Here is a 19,647-nt window from a genome sequence, read left to right as displayed (position 1 = left end):
CAGAACTTCAGTAAGTACGCCTGCAGGGTCGACAATATGAGGAGCGGTCATCGTGAGATGTCCTTTCGAGTGGGATGTGAGAATTTTCCTCGAAGGACCCACGGTGACCGCCCCCTTTTCAGGGCTACCGGTCACCGCCGGGTGTTACACCACTCTACGGGGCACTACTTGGCTCAGAATGTAGCAGCGGCTCTGATTAGAAATGTCTCCCACAGCCTGTGCGTCACTCCTGAGTTGTCACTGTTGGTCGTATGCCAGAAAGGAACCCTGACCGACCGGCGCCTAGGCCGCAGGAAAACATTTGTCCATGGTCATGCCTTCGCAGATCGTACGGAGTTTCTGACTTATTTGCTTGATTGCCACTTCTTGTATGAGTTGGGCAACAAGATTGCCACCATGACCACTATGGCTATTCCCGGCATAAGTGCCCACAGATTGGGATTGCCCTCGGACCCAAAAAATAACGAGATACAGGCTAACGATTCCGAGCGCCAAAAGTAAGATGTGAATCCAGAACATGGCTCGCCACAATCTCAAGTCGCTTTGTCGGCTGGCTGCTTCCCAATCCACCATGTCCCCACCCTAGAACGCCAGCAAGAATTTGGATAGCAGGGAAGTGAGTCCCGAAAGGGGCGTCCCGTATGGACGCCACCGAAGTGTCCCGTAAGCCGGTCCTCCACCGGACACGCCCGCCGCTGACCTGCTGCTTTGCTAATGGTGACCTATGAAGTGTCCGTATAGGGTGTACGGTGAACTGTCCGGTGAAGGATCCCTAAGTGACACACTGATCTACATGTCTAAGATCATGGTCGGTTTCGCACGCGTGTCCACGGAAGAGCAAGACCTCACCGCCCAGCGTGATGCCCTGTCATCCCTCGGCGTTGAACCCGAACGCGTCTATGTTGATCATGGCTTTACCGGCAGGAACAAGAATCGCGCAGGACTTCGCGAAGCCCTCGCCGCATGCCGGGCCGGAGATACCTTCGTCGTTACCAAACTCGATCGTCTGGCCCGGTCCGTCCGGGACGCCCACGAAATAGCCGGCGACCTTGCCAGCCGCGAAATCAAACTCAGCATTGGTGGTTCCGTCCATGACCCCACCGACCCCATGGGCAAACTGCTATTCAACGTCCTGGCGATGATCGCCGAGTTCGAAGCCGACCTCATCAGCATGCGCACCCGCGAAGGAATGAAGGTCGCTAAGGCTAACGGCCGACTCCGGGGAAAACAGCCAAAACTCAGCGTGAAACAAGAAGCCCATCTCCTGGAACTGCACGATGCAGGGAAATACACCATGACCGAAATGGCCGAACTATTCTCCATCAGCCGATCCACCATCTACCGGGCCGTTGAACGCGGACAACGCGGGCAGCCGAACCACTACGCTCCTGAGAAATGTGCCGTCGACTTCTGACGGAGCCCACCCAACACGAAGCCAGAATAAGCATCGGCGGCGCCGTCCGCGATCCCACGGATCCCGGCGGACAGTTCCAGCGTTCAAAGCCAGAATCAGCATCGACACACCCTAAATGTGAATTTCCGTACCGATCCTCCTCAGACCCCAATACGCCATCAACTGGAACCTTTCACGTTGACTGTGCCGGTGGTCTTGGCTTTGGCGAGGCGGCGTCCACGCGTGGGACGAAGGTCCCGGCACAGCCTCGCGAGCCATCGTTGCCGTTGAGGCCTCGGGCATGACCGGTTAGAGACGGACGGTTCCCTCAATGCAGCTCGTCACATGCCCACCAACCCAGATGGTCCCGTTGTGGAGACTTATCTGCACTCGACCCTGGCGTCCCAGAACTGTTCCCTGAGCTGCCGTGTACGGTGGCGTGGCCGCAGCTGTGTCGATCATCCATCGCGCAAGGCCGGCGTTGAGGCTACCTGTTACGGCGTCTTCCCACACGGGGTCTCCTCCGACGAAGGCACGCACCTCGAACTGCGTTTCCCCCTTGGACTCGTATGGACCTACAACGCCGATTTCATGATCTCCGGCTTTTCCCGGGTCGGGGTGCAGGGCCAAAACTTCCTGTGCCGAGGAAAGCCGGACGCCAATCCACTTGGGACCACTAACCAGCCACGACGCATCGATAATTTTGTCCCGGGAAATCCCCAAGATCGTTGCTATTCTGTGTATGAGTGACTCTTCAACTGGGCCGTAGCGAGTTAGAGGTGGTGCCTCAAAGGCGATTTCACCATCTGCTACACGGACCGTGATTAGTCCTGCTGCACATTCCTGGATGACCATCCCTCCGGGCCTTGTTGATCCACCGGCATCCAGCCACGCCTTGGCGGAACCAAGTGTTGGATGGCCCGCAAAAGGCAGTTCTTCCTTAGCGGAGAAGATCCTCACCCGATAGTCAGCCTGCGTACTGCTTGGTGTAAGGAGAAACGTCGTCTCCGACAGGTTGGTCCAGTTGGCGAACCGCTGCATGTCTTCGGCGCTCAGGCCGTCAGCATCATGAACGACAGCCAGCGCATTGCCCCGATATGCCTCATGGGAGAAGACATCGACTGCACTGTATCGGAGTGTTTTCATGGCGCCACTGTAACAGGCTCCCTCCGCGGTGCCCTAGTCCCATATAACGGGCGAACGGGGGCTACGACGCTCTTGTGAACCTTGGCGTCGGGTGTTCCACTTTTTCACAAGCCACCCCTAGTTGACGCTGCGGGCTGCCCGGATGAAGTCACGAATCAGTGCTGAGTCTTTCACACCGCGGCTGATTTCCACCCCGCTGGAGACGTCCACGCCGTTCGGGCGCAACGCCTGGGCCAGTGCCGCGACATTGTTGGGGTTGAGCCCGCCAGCTAAGAGCCAGAATCCCGTGGGCGTCCCCTGAGCCAGTTCGCTGCTGTCAAAGGTCACGCCGGCACCGGGTTCGACGGCGTCGAGCAAGAGTCGATCGGACGCCCACGCCAGTTGCGCTGCGGAGTCCAAGGCGTTGTAGGTGGCCACGGAGAATGCTCGCAGGGTTCTAAAGCCTTCTTGACGCAGGCGAACCACATCCTCCCAGGACTCAACACCGTGTAGCTGCACAGTTGTCAGCCGCGCGTCGCGGGACGTTTTCACAACCTCTTCCAGTGGCTGGTTGCGGAATACACCCACGGTTTCAATGGCGTTGGGCACGCGGCGCACCAAGTCAGCTGCCAGTGCCGCGGTAATTGTCCTGGGGCTGCCGGGCGCGAAAACGAATCCCACGGCGTTGGCGCCAGATTCGACGGCGGCGGCAACTGTCTCGGCAGTCTGCAAGCCGCAGATCTTGATGTACATTTTTTGCTTCGGTCCTGACGTCTTTGCTTCGTGTGTGCCGCCATCAGCTTTATGGGGCCGTCCTTTTCATATTAACAGCAGATCACTCAACGAGCGGTCCCACATACGGTCACGCTCGTGTGTGGCAACGGGGGACGGCGCCTAAGGTGCTAGGAGAACACAGCGTCGGCGATGGCCCAGACGACGTAGCCGCTGACAGGGACCAGAACCAACCATTCCCGCACCGAGCCGGCATTGCCCAAAAGGGGTATGGCAACGTTTCCGCTGGGTCGCCACATGTTTTTCACCAGCGGTATCTTGCGCAGCATCCGCGGTGGCCTGATCCGAAAGGGCCACAAGAGATTGCAGCCGCCGGTGGTCAGCATGTCCCCAACAATGTGGATACTCACGCCCATGGCCATGGCCAGTGGGAACCAGTAGGGTTCCTGCGGGGCAAAGAGGGTAACAAATACGCCAACGGTCAGCCCTACCACCCACGGAAACTTTCGCATGGTGTCGGGGATGAACTTCAACGATTTCGCGGCGAAGGACGCTAACAGCACGGCCAAGATCCCCGCTCCCGGGAAGATGGTGCCAAACTGTGCCACGTCAACGGTCCACATCCCTGCAAGCCAGGCGATAACCACAAAGAAGGCCAAGCCCAGAATGGAATGTGTGCCATGGCGGTGCCCGCCCGACATCTTGCCAATCTGGATGCACAGGACATTGGACAGTGGCGGCAGGGAATGGGCAATGGTGGCGTGGCGATGGTCTGCATCGGGCACGAGTGCCGCCCCGGCAGTTACCAGCGCCCCGGCAACCACTGCCGTCGGGGTGAGATCAAGCAGGCCCATGCCAACGGCGACGTGTTCGGGTACAACTGGCAGGATTTGGTGCACAGCACCCAGACCCACACTGAATTGTGTGGTCAGCGCCAACCAAACGGCGGCGCCGCTGGCAGCGTGATGGGCTCCCATCATGAGGGTACGTCCTTGCATACTCGGGTTCTTTTGTTCTGATCCCGCAATACGTGGACAAAACCTGCTGGTTCAAGCCTAGGCGCAGCCACTGACATCCGCCCATGCGCGACGCCGGGTGGAAACGATCTGTGGGCAGGCTCATATCCAAGCCACCTACCAGGTCATGTTCGCAACCATCGGGTCGGGCAGTACCACCAACTTGGCACGGGAGGCAGCAAAGCCGGTGATGAATCAGGTAGGACGTGCCAGCAGAAACGCTCGGATGACTGTCACTGCGCAAGAATGGGTGTCACCAGCGAAATATAGGAGGAAATCCATGAGCGATCCACGCGCCGAGCTGTTGCAGCTCCATGGGGTGGGGCCCAAATCGATCCGAATACTGAGTGAGGAGTTGGCGCAGCGCGGACTAGCATTTGCTGGCGAATAGTCCAGTGTTATTTGCTGAGCTGGAGCAGCATTTCAACCGATCCAGTGCCCTCAACCTTGACAAACCCCAGATCGGGGGCGGCAATGCCGAAGTCAGAGAAGGAGATTGGGATGGAGCCTTGAACCTCCACCCCAGCGGCAGTGGTTTGTGCCTCGAGGCTGACGGTCACTGATTTGGTCACGCCGGCCACCGTCAGATCACCTGTCGCCTGCACGGAGGTCACGCCGTCGTTGACCGCTGCAATGTCTACGGGTTCGGTCAGGGTGAAGGTTGAGGTGGGGAATTCGGCTGTCTTGAGGATGCTCAGGAATTGTCCATCTCGCCTACTGTTGTCCGTGGCAACGCTGGTCATGGAGACAGTAATTTGCGCGGCGCTCAAGCTGGTTCCGTCGATGGTTACCTGGCCCTCGACGTCGTTGGTCCTACCCACAACCGTGACGTCCTGGCCATTCAAGACTTCCTTGACTCGGTAGCCGGCCCGCGAAGTATCACTAACGCTCCACGTCCCGGCAATACTTGCTGCCGGCGAGGTGCCGGTGACCCTGGCCGTACTCGTGCTGGTGGGGGTCGACAGGGCAAGTTGGTCGGGCGCATTGCTGTTCTCGAGCGTGGCGTAAATGGCGCTGCCGCCCCACACCCCGGCAACAAGCACCAACAGTGCAATCCCCAAGACGATCAACTTTTTGCGCATGGCCTTCCCTTTGATGGACACGGATCTCCGCTTTGAACAGCGCGCCTGATCGGGTCCCGCCGTCGTGCCCGCCTCGACAGGGGTTCACGAATGTAGGTGATAAGCGTAGGGTCAAAAGATGAGTAGAAAACCAGCACACGATCAGTCCGGCGACGACTCCACTCACGGCGAGGGCGCTTCCTCGCTGGAGGAATTCATTGGTCTCATAGTTCCCGCACCCGAGCTTCTGGAAGAGGAAACCACCACCGATCCGGACATTGAACCCCGCGTGACAGGGTCCTAAGAAACAGCTACAAGGAAAGGGTTGACGTTGCCATGACAGCTCAGTCGATAGTGCGGGTGTCCATTCCAGATCCCGGCAGGCCACCCATTGCCCCCGATCCGTCACGGCCCCCGGATCCCACAACGCCCTTCCCGCCGCCCTTCTCCCCGGATCCCAGCTTCCCTCCAGATCCCACGGGGCCGCCGGATCCAAACGCGCCGCCGGAGCCGTTCCCCTCGCTAACCCGTACGACGGCGCAACTCACCCTCTGAGGGCCGGTGACACCACCGCTAGCGGGGCAACCATCGGGCCAATCCTTCAAGGATCAGAGTCAGGCCAATCTCGAATTCGTCGCCAAAGTTATAGCCGGGTTTCAAGACATGCTCCGTGGCCACCTCCACCAGATGCGGGAACTCGCCACTGGAGAATTGCTCCACCATGGGGGCCGCAATCTCTGCCACGTCATTGCCCTCACCTGTGAAGGGTAGAGAATTCTCCTGCAGCGCGAAGCCGTAAATATAGCTGTCCAGCAAGGCGTAGGCATGAGCACTGAGCGCGACAGAAAATCCGGCGTGGCGCAGGACTCCCAGGGTGGCGTTGTGGTGGCGCAAGGTGGCAAGTCCCGGTGCCATGCGCGACTCCAGCAGGCCAATGGCCCACGGATGACGGCCCAGGGCACGGCGGACCGAGGCGGCGCGCGTCCGCATAGCTGTATCCCATTTTTCTGTGCTGGAGGGCAGCTCAACCTCACTGAAAACAATGTCAATCAGACCGTCAAGGAGCGCACCCTTATTGGCCACGTAGTAGTAGAGGGACATGGGCTTCACGCCCAACTTCGCTGCGATGGAGCGCATGGTCACGGCCGCGATGCCCCGACGGTCGGCAATCTCCACGGCGCACTGCAGTACCCGGGCGCGGCTCAACGGCACGCGAGCCTGGGGAATTTCGGCACTTTCTTCCACTGACATGATGCCAGCCTATCGCATTACCTTACAATGTAAGATACGCTTTCTTACTAAGTAAGGTAACTGGCCATTCGGGACCACCACAGTGAAGGATGCTCTCATGTTCAACGAAGCAGCAAAGCAAGCGACTGACGCAAGCGTGACGGCCGGCCAAGCAGGGAAGCTCATGAACGCCGTCGTCCAGGAAAAATATGGCGACGCAGACGTTTTGCACGTGGCGCAGATTCCACGCCCCACACTGGCGGACGACGAGGTACTGGTGCAGGTTCACGCTGCTGGTCTTGACCGTGGAACCTGGCACCTGATGACCGGGCGGCCATACCTATTGCGTTTGGGGTTTGGTTTCCGCGGGCCCAAGAATCCCGTTTCGGGCATAGACCTTGCCGGGACCGTGGTCGCTACGGGAGCGGCGGTGACCCGCTTCGAGATTGGCGCGGAGGTGTTCGGTTTCGGCAAGGGATCGTTCGCCGAATACGCGGCCGTCAAGGAAAATCAGTTGGCAACCAAGCCGCCCAGTCTCAGTTTTGAACAAGCGGCAGTCGTGCCGATCTCGGGCGGGACAGCGTTGCAGGCCGTGTCTGACGCCGGCCACCTCAGTGCCGGGCAGAAGGTGCTGATCACGGGCGCCTCCGGGGGAGTGGGCAGCTTCGCCGTGCAACTAGCCAAGGCCATTGGTGCTGAGGTGACGGGTGTGTGCAGCGCCGCCAAAGCGGACCTGGTCAAGTCGCTCGGGGCAGATCACGTCATCGACTACACCACAACTGACTTCAGCACTTCCGCGGAACGGTATGACGTGATTCTGGACTTCGCCGGCAACACGCCCGTGCGCCGGATGCGGCACGTCCTCAAGGGCAAGGGAATCTTAGTAGTTGGCGGCGGCGAACAGGGCGAGACCGTCACCGGTATCAGCAAGCAGCTCCGGGCCGCGCTGCTATCGCCGTTCGTTCCCCAACGGCTCATCATGTTCATTTCCAGGCAGCGCGTCATTGATCTGCAGAAACTAACTGAGCTGATTGAATCTGGTGCGGTAGCGCCGTGTCTGGATACCGTCTACCCGTTGGAGCAGGCGGCCGAGGCCATGAGGCACCTGGCGGATGGCAAGGCCCGCGGCAAGATCGCCATCAGGGTCTTGGCGCCAAAGCAGTAGTGCGGCTCTTGGAACCTCGAGTCTTGGTGATGGGAGCGGGGGTTGGCCGAGATTCACACGAGGGCTGCTTGGTGTGCAGGCTGGCCGCCGGGAAATGCACTACGACAAACTGGGCTAACGCGAGGTTGAGGATGTTGCGCCACGTCCCCTAGGATTCGTTTGACTCAGGCATATCCGCCATCAAGCCTCTGCGCTGCGGCAAGAACATCGGGGGAGAGAACTGCGGATGCGAACAGCACCTCAACCCCCAGCAGGAATCCGTCATCGTCAAAGTCGAGAATTAGTTCCCCGTTCCCTCCGGGCGCTTGAATCGAATGGAGCTGCTGGGTCGCTTGACTGGCAGCGATGGGCCCACCGATCCGGATATAGGCCGCGTCCGCCTGAGAGTCGTGGCTAATCTGCACTGCCATCCCTTACTTTGCCGTGAGATGGGTTGTGGACGATTTTTGATTGGCGCGTCGCCGGGTCCCGGGACCGTCTCAGGACCAGTCGTTTTTGGGTGGGTGCGATCAACCGGACGTAACATGCCCTTAGTGATCGCTAGCTGCCTGGGTACGGGCTTGGTACCCTCAGAAATAGCGAATGAAGGAGTTCTGATGGCTGGCGAAGTGATTCTGGTGACCGGGGCCACAGGCAATATCGGCCGGGTCGTGGTCGAGCAGTTGTTGGACGCCGGACAGTGGGTTCGGGCCGCGGGGCGCACAGTGGATTCTGTCAGGGGAATGTTTGGGGAGCGGGTTGAGGCGGTCGCTTTGGACTTCACCGATGAGATAACTTGGTCCGGGGCATTTGATGGGGTCAAGCGGATGTTTCTGTTGCGCCCACCGCAGTTGGGTAAGCCGAAGAAACAAATTGTTCCCGCCCTTGAATATGCCCGAGCTCAGGGCGTCGAGCAGGTGGTGTTTCTTTCCCTGCAGGGTGCGGAGAAGAATAAAGTCGTCCCGCACGCATCCATCGAAGCATGGTTGCGTACTTCCGGCGTTGACTGGACCTTTGTGCGGGCTTCCTTTTTCCACCAGAATCTCTCCACCACACATTTGTCCGATATCCGGGACCGCGATGAGCTTCTGGTTCCGGCCGGCCGGGGAGCAGCCGCGTTTGTTGATGGTCAAGACGTCGGCGCCGTCGCCGCCGCCGCGCTTCTGAGCCCCGCCGGTCATCGCAACACCGCCTGGACCGTCACCGGGAACGAAACCCTGACCTATGAACAGATCGCACGAATACTGACCAGCGAACTTGGCCGCTCCATCAGGTACGCCCGGCCGGGCATCCTCCGATACCTCCGGCACGCGCACCGAACCCTTGGAATGCCGTGGGGCATGGTGTTGGTGACGGCCGCCATCTACACCACAGCTCGTCTTGGGTTGGCCGACGACTTGACCGAGACCGTGCATGAAGTATTAGGCCGAGATCCGATCAACTTCGCGGAGTTCGCGCATCGGGAACGCGAAATCTGGACCTTACCGTCGACGACGAAGGAAAACTCATGAAAATTGCGGTTCTTGGAGCTACCGGTCGCACTGGCAGCCTTGTTCTGGCCGAAGCACTCTCGCGCGGACACCAGGTCACCGCACTTGCCCGTAATCCCGGCGTGCTGGGGCATTCGGACGTGAACGCAGTCGAAGGTGATATCGGCGACCTAAGCGCACTCGGTCGCGTCTTCGAAGGAGCGGACGCGGTGATCTCGGCAATTGGCGCCCGAGGCCGCACCTCAGATCTGCACACCCTGCTCGCCACGAACAGCGTCAAGGCCATGACAGCCACGGGCGTGAAGAGGTTCGTCGGTGTCAGCGTCGGAGGGCTCGATGTTCCTGGCGACCAAAAAGGGCCCCGCGACCGGTTCATCGGATTCTTGGCACGGACCAGCGCCGGCGCATCATCGGCCGACCGGGAACGCGAATACCTAGCATGGCAGGCCAGCGCCCTGTCGTGGACGCTGGTCCGGGTCCCCCGCCTCCTCGACGGCGAAACCAGCATACCGGCAACCGCCGACCCACACATCCCGCCCCGCAAGACTGTGCTGCACCGTTCAGCGCTTGCGGTGTTGCTGCTGGATTGCGCCACCACCGATCGATACGTGCAGCAAGCACCCTTCGCCGCCGACAGCTGACATACGGTCACTGCACAATCCCGCACGATGGGCTCCGGGACCGTCTCAGAATCGATCGATTGTGGACGCCGCCATTCATCCTCGGTGGAGCTCGCTGGATCGCGTAGCGGCCGGAAAGTACCTCGCCACATCGACGTCATCTACGGGATACCCCCTGCTCTGGCAGAGCGGTCAGGGCCGCGTCTATGTAGCGGGTGTTCCACAGGATGACCGCGTTCAAAACGAGCCCGAGTGCGCCGAGTTGGTCCTCTTGGCCTTCGCGGTTTCGATTGGCGGAGTTCCCCGCGCTGGACGAAGAAGATTTTCCGGGCCGTGCGGTGATGGTATTCCTGGACGGTGCGTTGAACGTGTATCGAACGGCAGCACTCATCGTCCAGGTCATACATGGCAAGAAGATGCAGGGTCTTTGCTGCACGCCCATAGTGAGGCGAACACTGTCCCGAGAGGTGTGGGGTTGCCGTCGCCGCCCAGCATTCTCGACAGGTCGTAGCCGGCGACCGAACCGCTGTGTAGGAACCCCACGACGTGCGGTACGTCGGCCCATTGCGTCCGGATACGCTCGGCGGAGAATCTGCTCGTCGAGACAGGTGCTCAGAGTGCCATAATCAGCAGAGTTCATCATGAGACATAGCGTTTCAGATCTGGTTGCAGATCCGGTCACCGACCCGACATAAGCACGTCACTTCGGACTCGTTCGTGGGCGAATCCAGCATCATTTCCGCGCTTACATCACGCCCCTAGCCGTTCCCCCTACGCCAGGAGAAGGTGTGCAGACAGCTTGGGAGAATGACACTGTGCACGATAGTTGGGAGAATGGCTCCATGCGCCTCTACCTGTCTTCGTACCAGCTGGGTGACCATCCTGAAGCGTTCACCCGACTGGTCCGGGGGAGTGGACTCGGGTGGGTCATCATGAACGCCCTCGACGGGGCTGGTCCTGAGATGCGGCGCCGAGAGACTGAACGCCAGGTTGAGAATCTCGCGGCCCTTGGGCTCACAGCGCAAGAGCTCGACCTTCGGGCACACGACGCCGAGAGCCTTTATGCGACGTTTGGCCAACCGGATTTCCTTTGGGTTCGGGGCGGCAACGTCTTCACACTCCGGGCGGCTATGGCCAGATCGGGGGCCGACACGCTCATTGCGGATCGTCTCAGAGGGGACGCACTGGTCTACGCCGGTTTCAGCGCGGGGGGCTGTGTTCTCGCCCCGAGCCTGTTGGGCCTGGAGGAGTGCGACCCAACGGAGGACGCCTCGTCCGTGTACGGAACCGTCGAGTTTGACGGCCTCAACATCCTGGATCGACCCTTCGTCCCTCATCTTGGATCGTCGGCGCACCCGGAGACCGAGGCCCTAACCCGGGTGGCGGCTGCCTACGCCCAAGAGGGCAAGCCGTATTGGGCGCTTCGGGACGGTCAAGCGTTGGTGGTTGATGGCAGCCGAGTTGCGCTTCTCTAAGAGATAGCCCGTTCCGGAATTCACTTCCAACAACACCTCTGAAACCTCGGATGCTACGGGCAGCCAACTCCACTAGGGGTTGCCTACCTGTAGCGTCTTTGGAACTTCCCGGGCTTGGGTCGCAGGAAGAACCGGGGCGGTGCACGGTCCCGTGAGCGCAGGGAGGATAATTACTGTGGTGGCCGCATCGTCACCACATATTCCACAACTTTAAGGAAGCTCATGTCCAAGTTGAAGCAACAACTGAAGTCCGACGTCGTTGTCCATATGAAGGCTGGCAACAAATTGGCTTTGACCACTGTGCGCAACGTCTTGGGTGAGATAGAGACGCGTGAAAAGTCAGGCAAAACACCCATTGAGCTCGACGACGTTCAGGTAACCACCTTGCTGCAAAAGGAAGCCGCAAAACGACGTGACACTGCACAGATATACAGCGAGGCGGGGGAGCCCGGGCGCGCGGCCGCGGAGATCAGCGAAGCAGAGGTCATTGAGGCGTACCTGCCGCAGCCGCTGAGCGCCGACGAGGCGGCTGGCATCGTGGATCGGATCATCAGTGGACTTGAAGTGGAACAAGGCCAGTTGTCCATGAAACAAATGGGTCTTGCCATGAAGCCCATCACAGCCGAGATCGCAGGTCGCTTTGACGGCAAAGCCATTTCTGAAATGGTGCGCCAACGCCTGCAGTAACGATCCAAGGCTAGTGAGTCCTAGCCACACGGCTCGCCAGGGCTGTACCTGAGGCGGCGACCACAGCGGCGAGTTGGTCTGCCACGCAACAACCGCTAGGGAACGACCGACCGGTTTCAGGGTGATACGTTCGGCCACGAGACGGCGACCCTTACGCTTGCAACCTGCCTAGGCAACAGCGTCCCCTTTGACAACGCGCAGCCAGGCCTAGTCATCAACTTCATCATTTTCGTGGAAGGCATCTATGCCTCACGGGATCAGTAGCCGATGATCAAAGTATCCGGTACAGCTCGCGGCGGATTGAGGACGGGCAATGGCTCTTGGCCCCTTCGTGGCAGTGTCGTTAGGGCGCGAGTTTCTGCGCCAACACTTGCTGGTGTTACAGGAGCAGGCTCAGCGTCAGCAAGGGGCTCGTCTCCGGGGCAGCGGTGGTGAGTTGACTATGGATCCCACCGTCAGTGGTGAGGGCCTTGGACGGCACATCAGGTCCGACCTCTGGACGGCGGGGGATGCGGCAGGTGCCACCCTTGAATTCTCGGTCACCACAGACAATGCAGTCGCTCGCCAACTATATGAGAGTCTTGACTTCCAGCCCTGCGCAAAGTCAGGGGACACTAGCGAGCTCTCATGGACTATGAAGCGTGCTGCCAAAGAGGAACCAACTTCATGATCAAACTCAAACAAGACGCCGATGGCTTTATCCGCATGAGCCGGCATTTTCCCTCTAGAACGCTCATCTGCATCACTTTTGCCGACGGCACTGAAGGTGAATACACCGGGCAGCGACTGAACGGACTATACGATCAGGCGCTGGCAGATTTCAGGCTCCACAACAACATGGATGCCAAGGGATTTGACCGCAACGCAAAGAACATCCACCGCAGGAACGCCGTCGAGTTTGTCCCTGTTCAAGCAGGCATGGAGCCCTAGCCCTCAAGCTCTGGCGCAGGGCTCCCGCCAGAGTGGCGCCCTGCCTTGCGCCGCCAGAGCTGCCAGGGCCCTACGCTCAGCAGCGGCTCCCACTGGATCGTTGCTGACCGTGGTCGCTGGAACGCTGTGGCGCCGGGACGAATCGGGTGGCCTCGTGGAGAATGCTGCGGCACTGCGCTTCTGTCTGATCCCAGATGAAGTCCTTGCGGGATCTCAATAGAACCTTGCCCAGGTCGCAGCGGTATTGGCTGGCAAACGCTGCAATTGCCAGCAATCCAGCAATTGCCCAAGTAATCGCCAATTCACGATCCGGGCCCCCGTCTCTGACCGCCACCAGTTCCTGCATGGCAAAGAAACACGACATCACCGCCAGCAAACCCAGCGGCACCAGCCACTTTCCTGCCGCCAACCGGTAGTTGAAAAATAGTCTGCGGTGCAGGTACTTGGTGCGCGCACGGTGTTGCGGGTGGTTCCTGAGGTACCGCAACTGCTGGCGCAGGCGGGGCCGGTCATCCTGCTCCATGGAGGTGAAGTATGTTGCAAAGTCGCCGGAGGTGAACCGTTTGGCCCGGTCCTGTTCCCGTGCCTGACACAATTGATCCAGCTCGGCGGTGTAGTGCGCAATCTGCCGGGGGCTGTCCAACGCACCAAATTTGCGGGCATCATGGAGATCGGCCAGCAGTTCGGGCAGCTCGATGCGTTCGTTCTTCAAGAAGAGCCCGGCAACAACAAGTATGGCTGTGGCATACAGCACCAGTGTCAGCAATGTGAACCCGAGCCCTGGCAGGGAAAACAAGCCAATCGGCTCAGTAACCTCGTCAATGTGGGATGCGGCCATGCTGGAGGTGATACCCGTGATGTAGTTGGCCACGAGTGTCAGCAGACCCAAGATCAGCACTGTGTAGAAGAACATCCGGCCCCTCTGCCGTGCCTCCTGATTGGGGCCTGCCACCATGGCAAGTTTTCTGCGTTGCCGAGCATTTTCCAGTATTTGAATACCAAGTGAAATCAGGGAAACTAGGAAGAAGAGTATGACCAGTAGAGGCCACCCGTTCTCGATGATGATGGTTACCTCGCTGTCGTCAGTCACCTACAGCCCCCACTGTCGTGACCTTGGGAAGGCGGGCGCGCATTGGTTTCAGCGGCTGCCCTGTCAAGGACAGTGCCACCAGGACGGCGAACAACGCCACATAGGCGCCAACCCATACCAACTGAGGGCCAGCCAGGCCGTTCCCCATCCCCGTAACTGTGATGGTCACGGGCATGGCCACTGTCAGAAGGAACACCGCGAGCAAGTAGATCACCAAGTATCCGTGGCCGGGAGCTGTCAGCCGGACGTCACTCTTTGTTCTGCGACGTTCCACCCGACGGTGAAGGGCATTCCAGATCCACCCGTTGAGCATTTGAAGAAGGAGAGATCCGATAAGTGCAGCCATCAAAAACAGGATCCACAGATCGTTGGGGTTGGACCATTCCGGGGCACTGGTACACGGCCAGATGACGAAGGGGGCGTCCGCCGCTATCTTTGAGCATTTGGCCAAGTAGCCCGGGAAGCTCCACGCGCTCAACCATTGCAGCAGTTGCCCACTCACCGCGGCTCCGGCAATGAACGCCAGCAGCCTAGTCATGCCGAGACTTTTCACCAAGTTGTGATGAGCTCGCAGGCGAGCATCACCATCGGCGCCCTGTTCTTCAAGCGGGGGTAGCCACAACCCATCCGATCCCGGAACCGGAATGGCGGTGGCTGCGGGTGCGGCCGCGCAATCGCGGTAGATGAGTTGTGCCACGGGGTCAATGACCTCGACCCTGTTTCTGGAGTACACGATGTGGTCCTTGATCAACGCGGAACTGTTGTAGATGGGGTGCTCTTCCGGGCCGTAGTTGTTGCCATCGCCGCCTGTGTACAGCTCCTTGAATGTTGCCTCATTGTCCCGTCCAGCCGTGGGTCCCACGGGGCCTGCCGGAACAAAATCAAACCTGGCCCAGAGGTTGATCCACCGTGGCATGTTCCGATGACGCAACCAATCCTTCACAGGGCTCGCCGGCAGGTCCTGTGCGGCGGCTGCGTTCTGGATAAGTGAATGGTCCTGCTGGACTTGCCCTAGCAGATCAGGGCTAATTTCATCGCCCCATCTGGCGTAGCCAAGAAGCGGCAGCCCATTGCCAACACAGATGAAGTTCGTTACGTCCAGGCCACCCTGAAAAATGACTTGGGCGCTGATGGCAGCACCTTGACTATGAGCCAAAACTGTCACCTGAGTGTCAGTCCAAGGGTCCTCGGCAGTACCCTTGCACGCCAAGATGGCTCTGCTGACGGTATCTCTCATGGCCGCGGCCTGCAGGGGCCTACGTTGCCATGTTTCGGGATCGCCCAGAAAGTCAGCGAACAAGGATATGAAGCTACCCACCAGCCTCCCCACGCCCGGTATCGGCGTCAAAACCAGCACAAGTCCCAGCACCACCAGGCCTAGCGCGATCAGCGGAAAGAACAGGATCACGAGCAGAAGAGCCAATGCGGGCCGAATCCACGATAATGACTTGCCCAAATACGCGGCCCACGCCCGCGGCATGATGTTCCATGACAACAGGCGGGCAACGCGCCGGATGACTATGACGGTGCTTTTCCAAGCCCAGGCGTAGGTGGCCCCGGCAGTGGCTGGGCGAAAATCCTTACCCCACGATGCCTCCGTGATGACGATCCGGGCGTAGTCGTTCGCGTCTTTCGGAGTTGCCCGAAGCACCCTGATCCATGTGTTAGGTGTTTCTTCAAGGGCGTCGGCCGAGTCGATGATGAGTGGCGGCAGCCTGCGAAACTCGGAGTCCTCGGGCAGCAGATCCCGCCCATCTAGGGCAATGTCGTTCAAGCTGTTCAGCAACGGCTGTGCCCACTCCTGCAAGGTTCCACCCTTGAGCGCCTTGCCCATGCCATGGACAAGAATCACCACATGGTCCGGTCTCTTCGAGCCTGAATCGCTGTCCATACCTCATGATGAACCTCTGTCTGATGTCTGTGAAGAGGCTGGGAACAATTCACCGAGACGTTGGCGGCACCCACCAGGGCACACATAGAATAATCCATCATGTGGAGAATTGCGGGGTATTCCGTAGGATCATAGCTAGGAGGCGGGCTGGAAGTCTCAGAACAGGCCGCCGTGAAACCCGAAAGGTCTCATGTTAATGACCCTCATTCCCTGGATTATTGGACTAGGCGTGCTGGTGGTGATTGTCATCATTGCCGCGGTGATTTCCAGAATGGCATTGCATATTGCCAGCCCGGACCAGGCGCTTGTTATTTCCTCCAAGGACAATAAGAACCAACCCGATCCGAACAGCCAGCGTGTGGTTTTTGGTCGCATATTCATCAACCCCTTTACGCAGCGCGCCTATCCGCTGTCGCTGGCTTCCCGGCAGGTCTCCTTGAAGATTGAGGCGATTTCCATGAACGGAATCAAGCTTCACCTCACGGGTGTGGCCCAGGTGAAGGTCGGTGGCGACGCCGATTCGGTGCGCAAGGCCGCCCAGCGTTTCCTGAATCAGCAGGACGCCATTGATCACTACACGCAGGAGACGCTCTCCGGATCCCTGCGCTCCATTGTGGGCACCTTGACGGTGGAATCGATCATCAAGGACCGCGCCTCCTTCGCCAAGAGCGTGAAGGAGGAGGCCGAGCATTCAATGCACAATCAGGGCCTGGAGATTGATACCTTCCAGATCCAGTCGGTGGATGACGATACCGGCTACCTGCTCAACCTTGGCCGTCCCGAGGCGGCGTTGGCGGAGAAGAACGCCAAGATTGCCGAGGCAAGGTTCCTGCAGGAGGCCGAACAGGCCAAGGCCCTGGCCGACGAGCAAGTGGCGCTTGCCCAGCAGCAGCTGATCATCAAGCGGGCCGAGCTGAAGGAAGTTGCCGACGCCCGCCAGGCCCGCGCTGATGCGGCCGGCCCCTTGGCCGCCGCCGAGCAGCAAGAGCAGGTCATTCTGCGTGATCAGCAGGTTGCCCTGCGCCGTGCCGAGCTCCGTGAAAAGGAGCTTGACACCGAGGTGCGCAAGCCGGCCGACGCAGAAAAGTACCGGCTCATTCAGCAGGCGGACGCCAAGCTTGAGGAACGCCGCCGGGCCTCAGAAGCCGCTGAAATCGAGGCGACCGTGGAACTTGCCAAGCGCAAGCTCACAGCCGAGGGTGACAAGGTGGCGGCCGAAGCAGACGCCGCTGCCGCCACCGCCCGTGGTACTGCTCAAGCCTCTGTGATCGAGGCCAAGGGTCGCGCCGACGCAGCCGTCATCAAGTCCTTGGGCCAGGCGGAAGCCCAGTCCACCGAGGCCAAGGGCGTGGCAGAAGCAGCCGGTATCGCTGCCCAGGCGGAAGCCTACGAGAAGTTCAATGAGGCAGCCATCCTCAGCAAGGTCTTGGAAGTTCTCCCGGCCATGGCCCGTGAAGTCGCGGCGCCCATGTCCGCCATTAAGAACATGACTGTTGTCTCCAACGACGGCGCCAGTCAGTTGAGCAAGAACGTCTCCACGGGCGTTCAGCAAACAACTCAGCTGATCAAGGACTCCACAGGATTGGACATCATCGGCCTCCTGCAGGGCATGATGGCCGGTGCGCCTGCTGTTCCTGCGGCTGGCCACGTGACAGCGCCCGTTGCCACTCACAGCAGCACACGGGCTGCCGACAACGGAGCCGTTAACGACGAGCCGGAATCCACGCACTAGAGACTATTTACATGCGCGGCCCGGCCTACATGCGTAACACGCCGGCGGCTCACCTGGGGTGGGTCGCCGCTGTCCGTTAACGCTGTACGTGGAATGTTGGTGGAGCTAGAAGGGCGCCGGGAGGTCTTCCTCGTTCTGCGGGTGGAGGTACACACGGCCGGTGGGAGTGGTGGTTTTGGTGATACCAACGCCGCTAGGCTCAACAGTCCATCCCGTGCTGGGGTCGTCTTTGAGGCGGTGGCAGTACTTTGAGCGGGGACGCAGGTTTTCGATGCTGGTATCACCTTTTGGCAGAAGGGTGCCGTCGGGGCTGTAGCGGCTTTGGTGGAAGGGGATGGTGTGGTCGATCTCGCAGGATCGTGAGGGCGCGTCGCAGCCTATACCGGTGCATACTGGGTCCTTGAGCCTGACAAGCCGGACCATATCCGCCGGGGGCTTATAAGATTGGCGGCCGATGCTCAGTATGGTGCCTTTCTCTGGGTCGGTAAGAATCCGGTGCCACGAGGTTGCTCCGGCAGCTAATTCCCGGGCTTGCTCGGGCGGGATGGGACCGTAGCCCTCGAGCATGCCCGGCTTATCGGAGTCGTTCAGCAAGGTCAGAAACGGGATGCTCACACTGACCTTCGCCGGGATGCGGGACTGGAACCAGGAATCGTCAACCGCGCCATTCGATTCTCTGGGGGCCTGTTCCGGGTTGTGACTGGAGTAGCCGTTGCTGGATTGGTTGGTGCTGATGCGGCTGTCGCAGGAACAGTTGGCGCAGGTGGTGGCGGGGTGTAAAAAGGCTTGGTGAATCAGGTCCAGGAAGCAGTCGGCCAGGTAGTTGTCCAGGCTGCGGGAGGGCCGCCCGGTGGGGGTCAGTGCGGTAGATGGCGCGCCGTCACGCTGGGCTTGCAAAGCCCATGTTTCCAAGGTTTGGAACAAGGCCAGGGCGGGTGTGGCGGGCAGGATGACGCCCAGTTTTGCCATGCCATCGGGCAGTGGCGTGAACCAGACCCTTCTTTGCACGCGGGCCCTGTGAAAACGTTCGGTGAGCGATTCGGGGTTGTGCTTTTCTGCCAATCTCCGGATCTTGCGGGTCAGCCCGGCCGGATTCATTCGGGATGCCCCGGGCAGGAACAGTGGCTCCAGCACCGGGAAGAGGGATTCGGGTACGTTTTCCAGGCCGCGACGGATGGCGCGGATCCGGGTCTCGTCCAAAAGCCCCTCCCTGAACAGTGCCCCGGTGGATGGCAACGCTGCCAACGTTGCGGCGTCTTCTAGGCGATGCTGGGCAGTGCCCGCACTGATCGCGTACACGGCCATGAGTTCCCCTGCGGCCCACAGGGAAACTTCAGGGTGCTGGTCTCTGGGTGTTTCCTCGTTCATGGGCGGTCGGCGGGTAGCGAACTCGGTCAGCGCCGCCATCTCCATGGCCTGGGCAAACGCCGCCAATCGGTTCGCCGCGTGTATGTAGTCCAGCAAGTCGTTGTCGGTCAACGTGTCCAGCTCCAGCCGCGCCAACGCCTCTGCGCCAGCGGCCGGTGTCCATGCCACACCTTCAGGATTGTTCTTTCTTGGCGCCTTTGGATGGTCAGGAACCGAGGCCCTGATCACTTTCACCATGGAATCGGTTCGGATGCCATCCAAGGAAAGCAGCCCACTTGCGGAAGCTCCTGGGCCGCCTGCGGCGGATCCGGTGCCTGCCAGCGTGGCCCATTCATCCACAGAGATCGTCCGGGATGGGCCTACCCAGGTCACATTTTTCATACGGGGGTCATCGGCGAAAGGATCACTGGCCATCAGTTCGGCCAATTCAGTATCCACAAGGAAATCATCGGAGCTGCTGGAACCGCCGGCAACGGTGACCGCGCAAGTATCAGAGGATGAAGGAGGGCAATCCGAAGCGGAGGGAAAATCGGTGGAAGCGGCACGTCCGCCGTCGTTGGCCTCCGACCAGTGGTCGGGGGCCTGATCCAGAAATAGCTGTCCGGAAGGGGTGGAAACCCTTTTCTTGCCGGGCCAATTAACTGTGCCCATACGCCAATTCTA

At 59.9% G+C, this 19,647-nt stretch carries 22 protein-coding genes; 10 read left to right on the top strand and 12 right to left on the bottom strand.

Features of this window, described 5'->3' with window-relative positions; all coding sequences use genetic code 11:
• Positions 1-282: 282 nt before the first annotated feature.
• The gene (locus tag ACX80E_RS05645) at positions 283-573 is read right to left on the bottom strand and encodes a hypothetical protein (RefSeq protein ID WP_459300928.1); all 291 of its coding nucleotides are present in this window, start codon (positions 571-573) and stop codon (positions 283-285) included.
• Between the two features lie 220 nt (positions 574-793).
• Between ACX80E_RS05645 and ACX80E_RS05640 the strand changes: the two genes are divergently transcribed.
• Positions 794-1,414, top strand: a complete 621-nt coding sequence (locus tag ACX80E_RS05640; RefSeq protein ID WP_459300927.1) for a recombinase family protein — start codon at positions 794-796, stop codon at positions 1,412-1,414.
• Positions 1,415-1,702: 288 nt separating this feature from the next.
• On the opposite strand, the gene ACX80E_RS05635 is transcribed toward ACX80E_RS05640, so the two are convergent.
• The 4 genes from ACX80E_RS05635 to ACX80E_RS05620 all read right to left on the bottom strand — a co-directional run bounded on the left by ACX80E_RS05635 (position 1,703) and on the right by ACX80E_RS05620 (position 5,348).
• Positions 1,703-2,539 (bottom strand): PhzF family phenazine biosynthesis protein, encoded by an 837-nt coding sequence (locus ACX80E_RS05635; protein ID WP_459300926.1) that lies wholly within the window; start codon positions 2,537-2,539, stop codon positions 1,703-1,705.
• 117 nt (positions 2,540-2,656) lie between these two features.
• Positions 2,657-3,271 carry a phosphoribosylanthranilate isomerase gene (locus ACX80E_RS05630; protein WP_459300925.1) on the bottom strand — a complete coding sequence of 205 codons (615 nt, stop codon included), beginning with the start codon at positions 3,269-3,271 and terminating at the stop codon, positions 2,657-2,659.
• Positions 3,272-3,420: 149 nt separating this feature from the next.
• On the bottom strand, positions 3,421-4,248 hold the full coding sequence (locus tag ACX80E_RS05625) for a metal-dependent hydrolase (protein WP_459300924.1): 828 nt from the start codon (positions 4,246-4,248) through the stop codon (positions 3,421-3,423).
• Positions 4,249-4,664: 416 nt separating this feature from the next.
• A complete protein-coding gene (locus ACX80E_RS05620; RefSeq protein WP_459300923.1) occupies positions 4,665-5,348 on the bottom strand; it encodes a YceI family protein in 684 nt (227 codons plus the stop codon).
• A gap of 118 nt (positions 5,349-5,466) precedes the next feature.
• Between ACX80E_RS05620 and ACX80E_RS05615 the strand changes: the two genes are divergently transcribed.
• Positions 5,467-5,631, top strand: a complete 165-nt coding sequence (locus ACX80E_RS05615) for a hypothetical protein (protein WP_459300922.1) — start codon at positions 5,467-5,469, stop codon at positions 5,629-5,631.
• A 269-nt stretch (positions 5,632-5,900) separates the two neighbouring features.
• Here ACX80E_RS05615 and ACX80E_RS05610 read toward each other — a convergent pair whose 3' ends face one another.
• The gene (locus ACX80E_RS05610; RefSeq protein ID WP_459300921.1) at positions 5,901-6,578 is read right to left on the bottom strand and encodes a TetR/AcrR family transcriptional regulator C-terminal domain-containing protein; all 678 of its coding nucleotides are present in this window, start codon (positions 6,576-6,578) and stop codon (positions 5,901-5,903) included.
• A gap of 97 nt (positions 6,579-6,675) precedes the next feature.
• On the opposite strand from ACX80E_RS05610, the gene ACX80E_RS05605 reads away from it, so the two are divergent.
• Positions 6,676-7,722 (top strand): NAD(P)-dependent alcohol dehydrogenase, encoded by a 1,047-nt coding sequence (locus tag ACX80E_RS05605; protein ID WP_459300920.1) that lies wholly within the window; start codon positions 6,676-6,678, stop codon positions 7,720-7,722.
• A 164-nt stretch (positions 7,723-7,886) separates the two neighbouring features.
• Here the strand turns inward: ACX80E_RS05605 and ACX80E_RS05600 are convergent, their stop codons facing one another.
• Positions 7,887-8,132, bottom strand: a complete 246-nt coding sequence (locus ACX80E_RS05600) for a DUF2283 domain-containing protein (protein WP_459300919.1) — start codon at positions 8,130-8,132, stop codon at positions 7,887-7,889.
• A 186-nt stretch (positions 8,133-8,318) separates the two neighbouring features.
• Between ACX80E_RS05600 and ACX80E_RS05595 the strand changes: the two genes are divergently transcribed.
• On the top strand, positions 8,319-9,212 hold the full coding sequence (locus ACX80E_RS05595; RefSeq protein WP_459300918.1) for an NmrA family NAD(P)-binding protein: 894 nt from the start codon (positions 8,319-8,321) through the stop codon (positions 9,210-9,212).
• A complete protein-coding gene (locus ACX80E_RS05590; protein WP_459300917.1) occupies positions 9,209-9,832 on the top strand; it encodes an NAD(P)-dependent oxidoreductase in 624 nt (207 codons plus the stop codon). The genes ACX80E_RS05595 and ACX80E_RS05590 overlap by 4 nt, the downstream gene beginning before the upstream one ends.
• A gap of 136 nt (positions 9,833-9,968) precedes the next feature.
• On the opposite strand, the gene ACX80E_RS05585 is transcribed toward ACX80E_RS05590, so the two are convergent.
• Complete coding sequence (locus ACX80E_RS05585; protein WP_459300934.1) at positions 9,969-10,154, bottom strand: Tn3 family transposase; 186 nt, start codon at positions 10,152-10,154, stop codon at positions 9,969-9,971.
• A 445-nt stretch (positions 10,155-10,599) separates the two neighbouring features.
• On the opposite strand from ACX80E_RS05585, the gene ACX80E_RS05580 reads away from it, so the two are divergent.
• Positions 10,600-11,286, top strand: coding sequence for a Type 1 glutamine amidotransferase-like domain-containing protein (locus tag ACX80E_RS05580; protein ID WP_459300916.1), 687 nt, complete (start codon positions 10,600-10,602; stop codon positions 11,284-11,286).
• Positions 11,287-11,508: 222 nt separating this feature from the next.
• Positions 11,509-11,973, top strand: a complete 465-nt coding sequence (locus ACX80E_RS05575; protein ID WP_459300915.1) for a GatB/YqeY domain-containing protein — start codon at positions 11,509-11,511, stop codon at positions 11,971-11,973.
• Positions 11,974-12,352: 379 nt separating this feature from the next.
• On the opposite strand, the gene ACX80E_RS05570 is transcribed toward ACX80E_RS05575, so the two are convergent.
• Positions 12,353-12,541 (bottom strand): hypothetical protein, encoded by a 189-nt coding sequence (locus ACX80E_RS05570; RefSeq protein WP_459300935.1) that lies wholly within the window; start codon positions 12,539-12,541, stop codon positions 12,353-12,355.
• On the opposite strand from ACX80E_RS05570, the gene ACX80E_RS05565 reads away from it, so the two are divergent.
• Positions 12,455-12,643, top strand: a complete 189-nt coding sequence (locus ACX80E_RS05565; protein WP_459300933.1) for a hypothetical protein — start codon at positions 12,455-12,457, stop codon at positions 12,641-12,643. The two genes, ACX80E_RS05570 and ACX80E_RS05565, sit on opposite strands and share 87 nt — an antisense overlap.
• A complete protein-coding gene (locus ACX80E_RS05560) occupies positions 12,640-12,903 on the top strand; it encodes a hypothetical protein (protein WP_459300914.1) in 264 nt (87 codons plus the stop codon). The genes ACX80E_RS05565 and ACX80E_RS05560 overlap by 4 nt, the downstream gene beginning before the upstream one ends.
• A 76-nt stretch (positions 12,904-12,979) precedes the next feature.
• Here the strand turns inward: ACX80E_RS05560 and ACX80E_RS05555 are convergent, their stop codons facing one another.
• Both ACX80E_RS05555 and ACX80E_RS05550 read right to left on the bottom strand, forming a co-directional pair.
• The gene (locus tag ACX80E_RS05555) at positions 12,980-13,993 is read right to left on the bottom strand and encodes a hypothetical protein (RefSeq protein WP_459300913.1); all 1,014 of its coding nucleotides are present in this window, start codon (positions 13,991-13,993) and stop codon (positions 12,980-12,982) included.
• A complete protein-coding gene (locus ACX80E_RS05550; RefSeq protein ID WP_459300912.1) occupies positions 13,986-15,884 on the bottom strand; it encodes a hypothetical protein in 1,899 nt (632 codons plus the stop codon). The genes ACX80E_RS05555 and ACX80E_RS05550 overlap by 8 nt, the downstream gene beginning before the upstream one ends.
• A gap of 190 nt (positions 15,885-16,074) precedes the next feature.
• On the opposite strand from ACX80E_RS05550, the gene ACX80E_RS05545 reads away from it, so the two are divergent.
• A complete protein-coding gene (locus ACX80E_RS05545) occupies positions 16,075-17,616 on the top strand; it encodes a flotillin family protein (protein WP_459300911.1) in 1,542 nt (513 codons plus the stop codon).
• A 105-nt stretch (positions 17,617-17,721) separates the two neighbouring features.
• On the opposite strand, the gene ACX80E_RS05540 is transcribed toward ACX80E_RS05545, so the two are convergent.
• On the bottom strand, positions 17,722-19,635 hold the full coding sequence (locus ACX80E_RS05540) for an HNH endonuclease signature motif containing protein (protein ID WP_459300910.1): 1,914 nt from the start codon (positions 19,633-19,635) through the stop codon (positions 17,722-17,724).
• Between the last annotated feature and the right edge of the window lie 12 nt (positions 19,636-19,647).

Source organism: Arthrobacter sp. TMN-49, from assembly GCF_054511095.1.
This window is presented reverse-complemented; position numbering and strand designations above follow the sequence as displayed.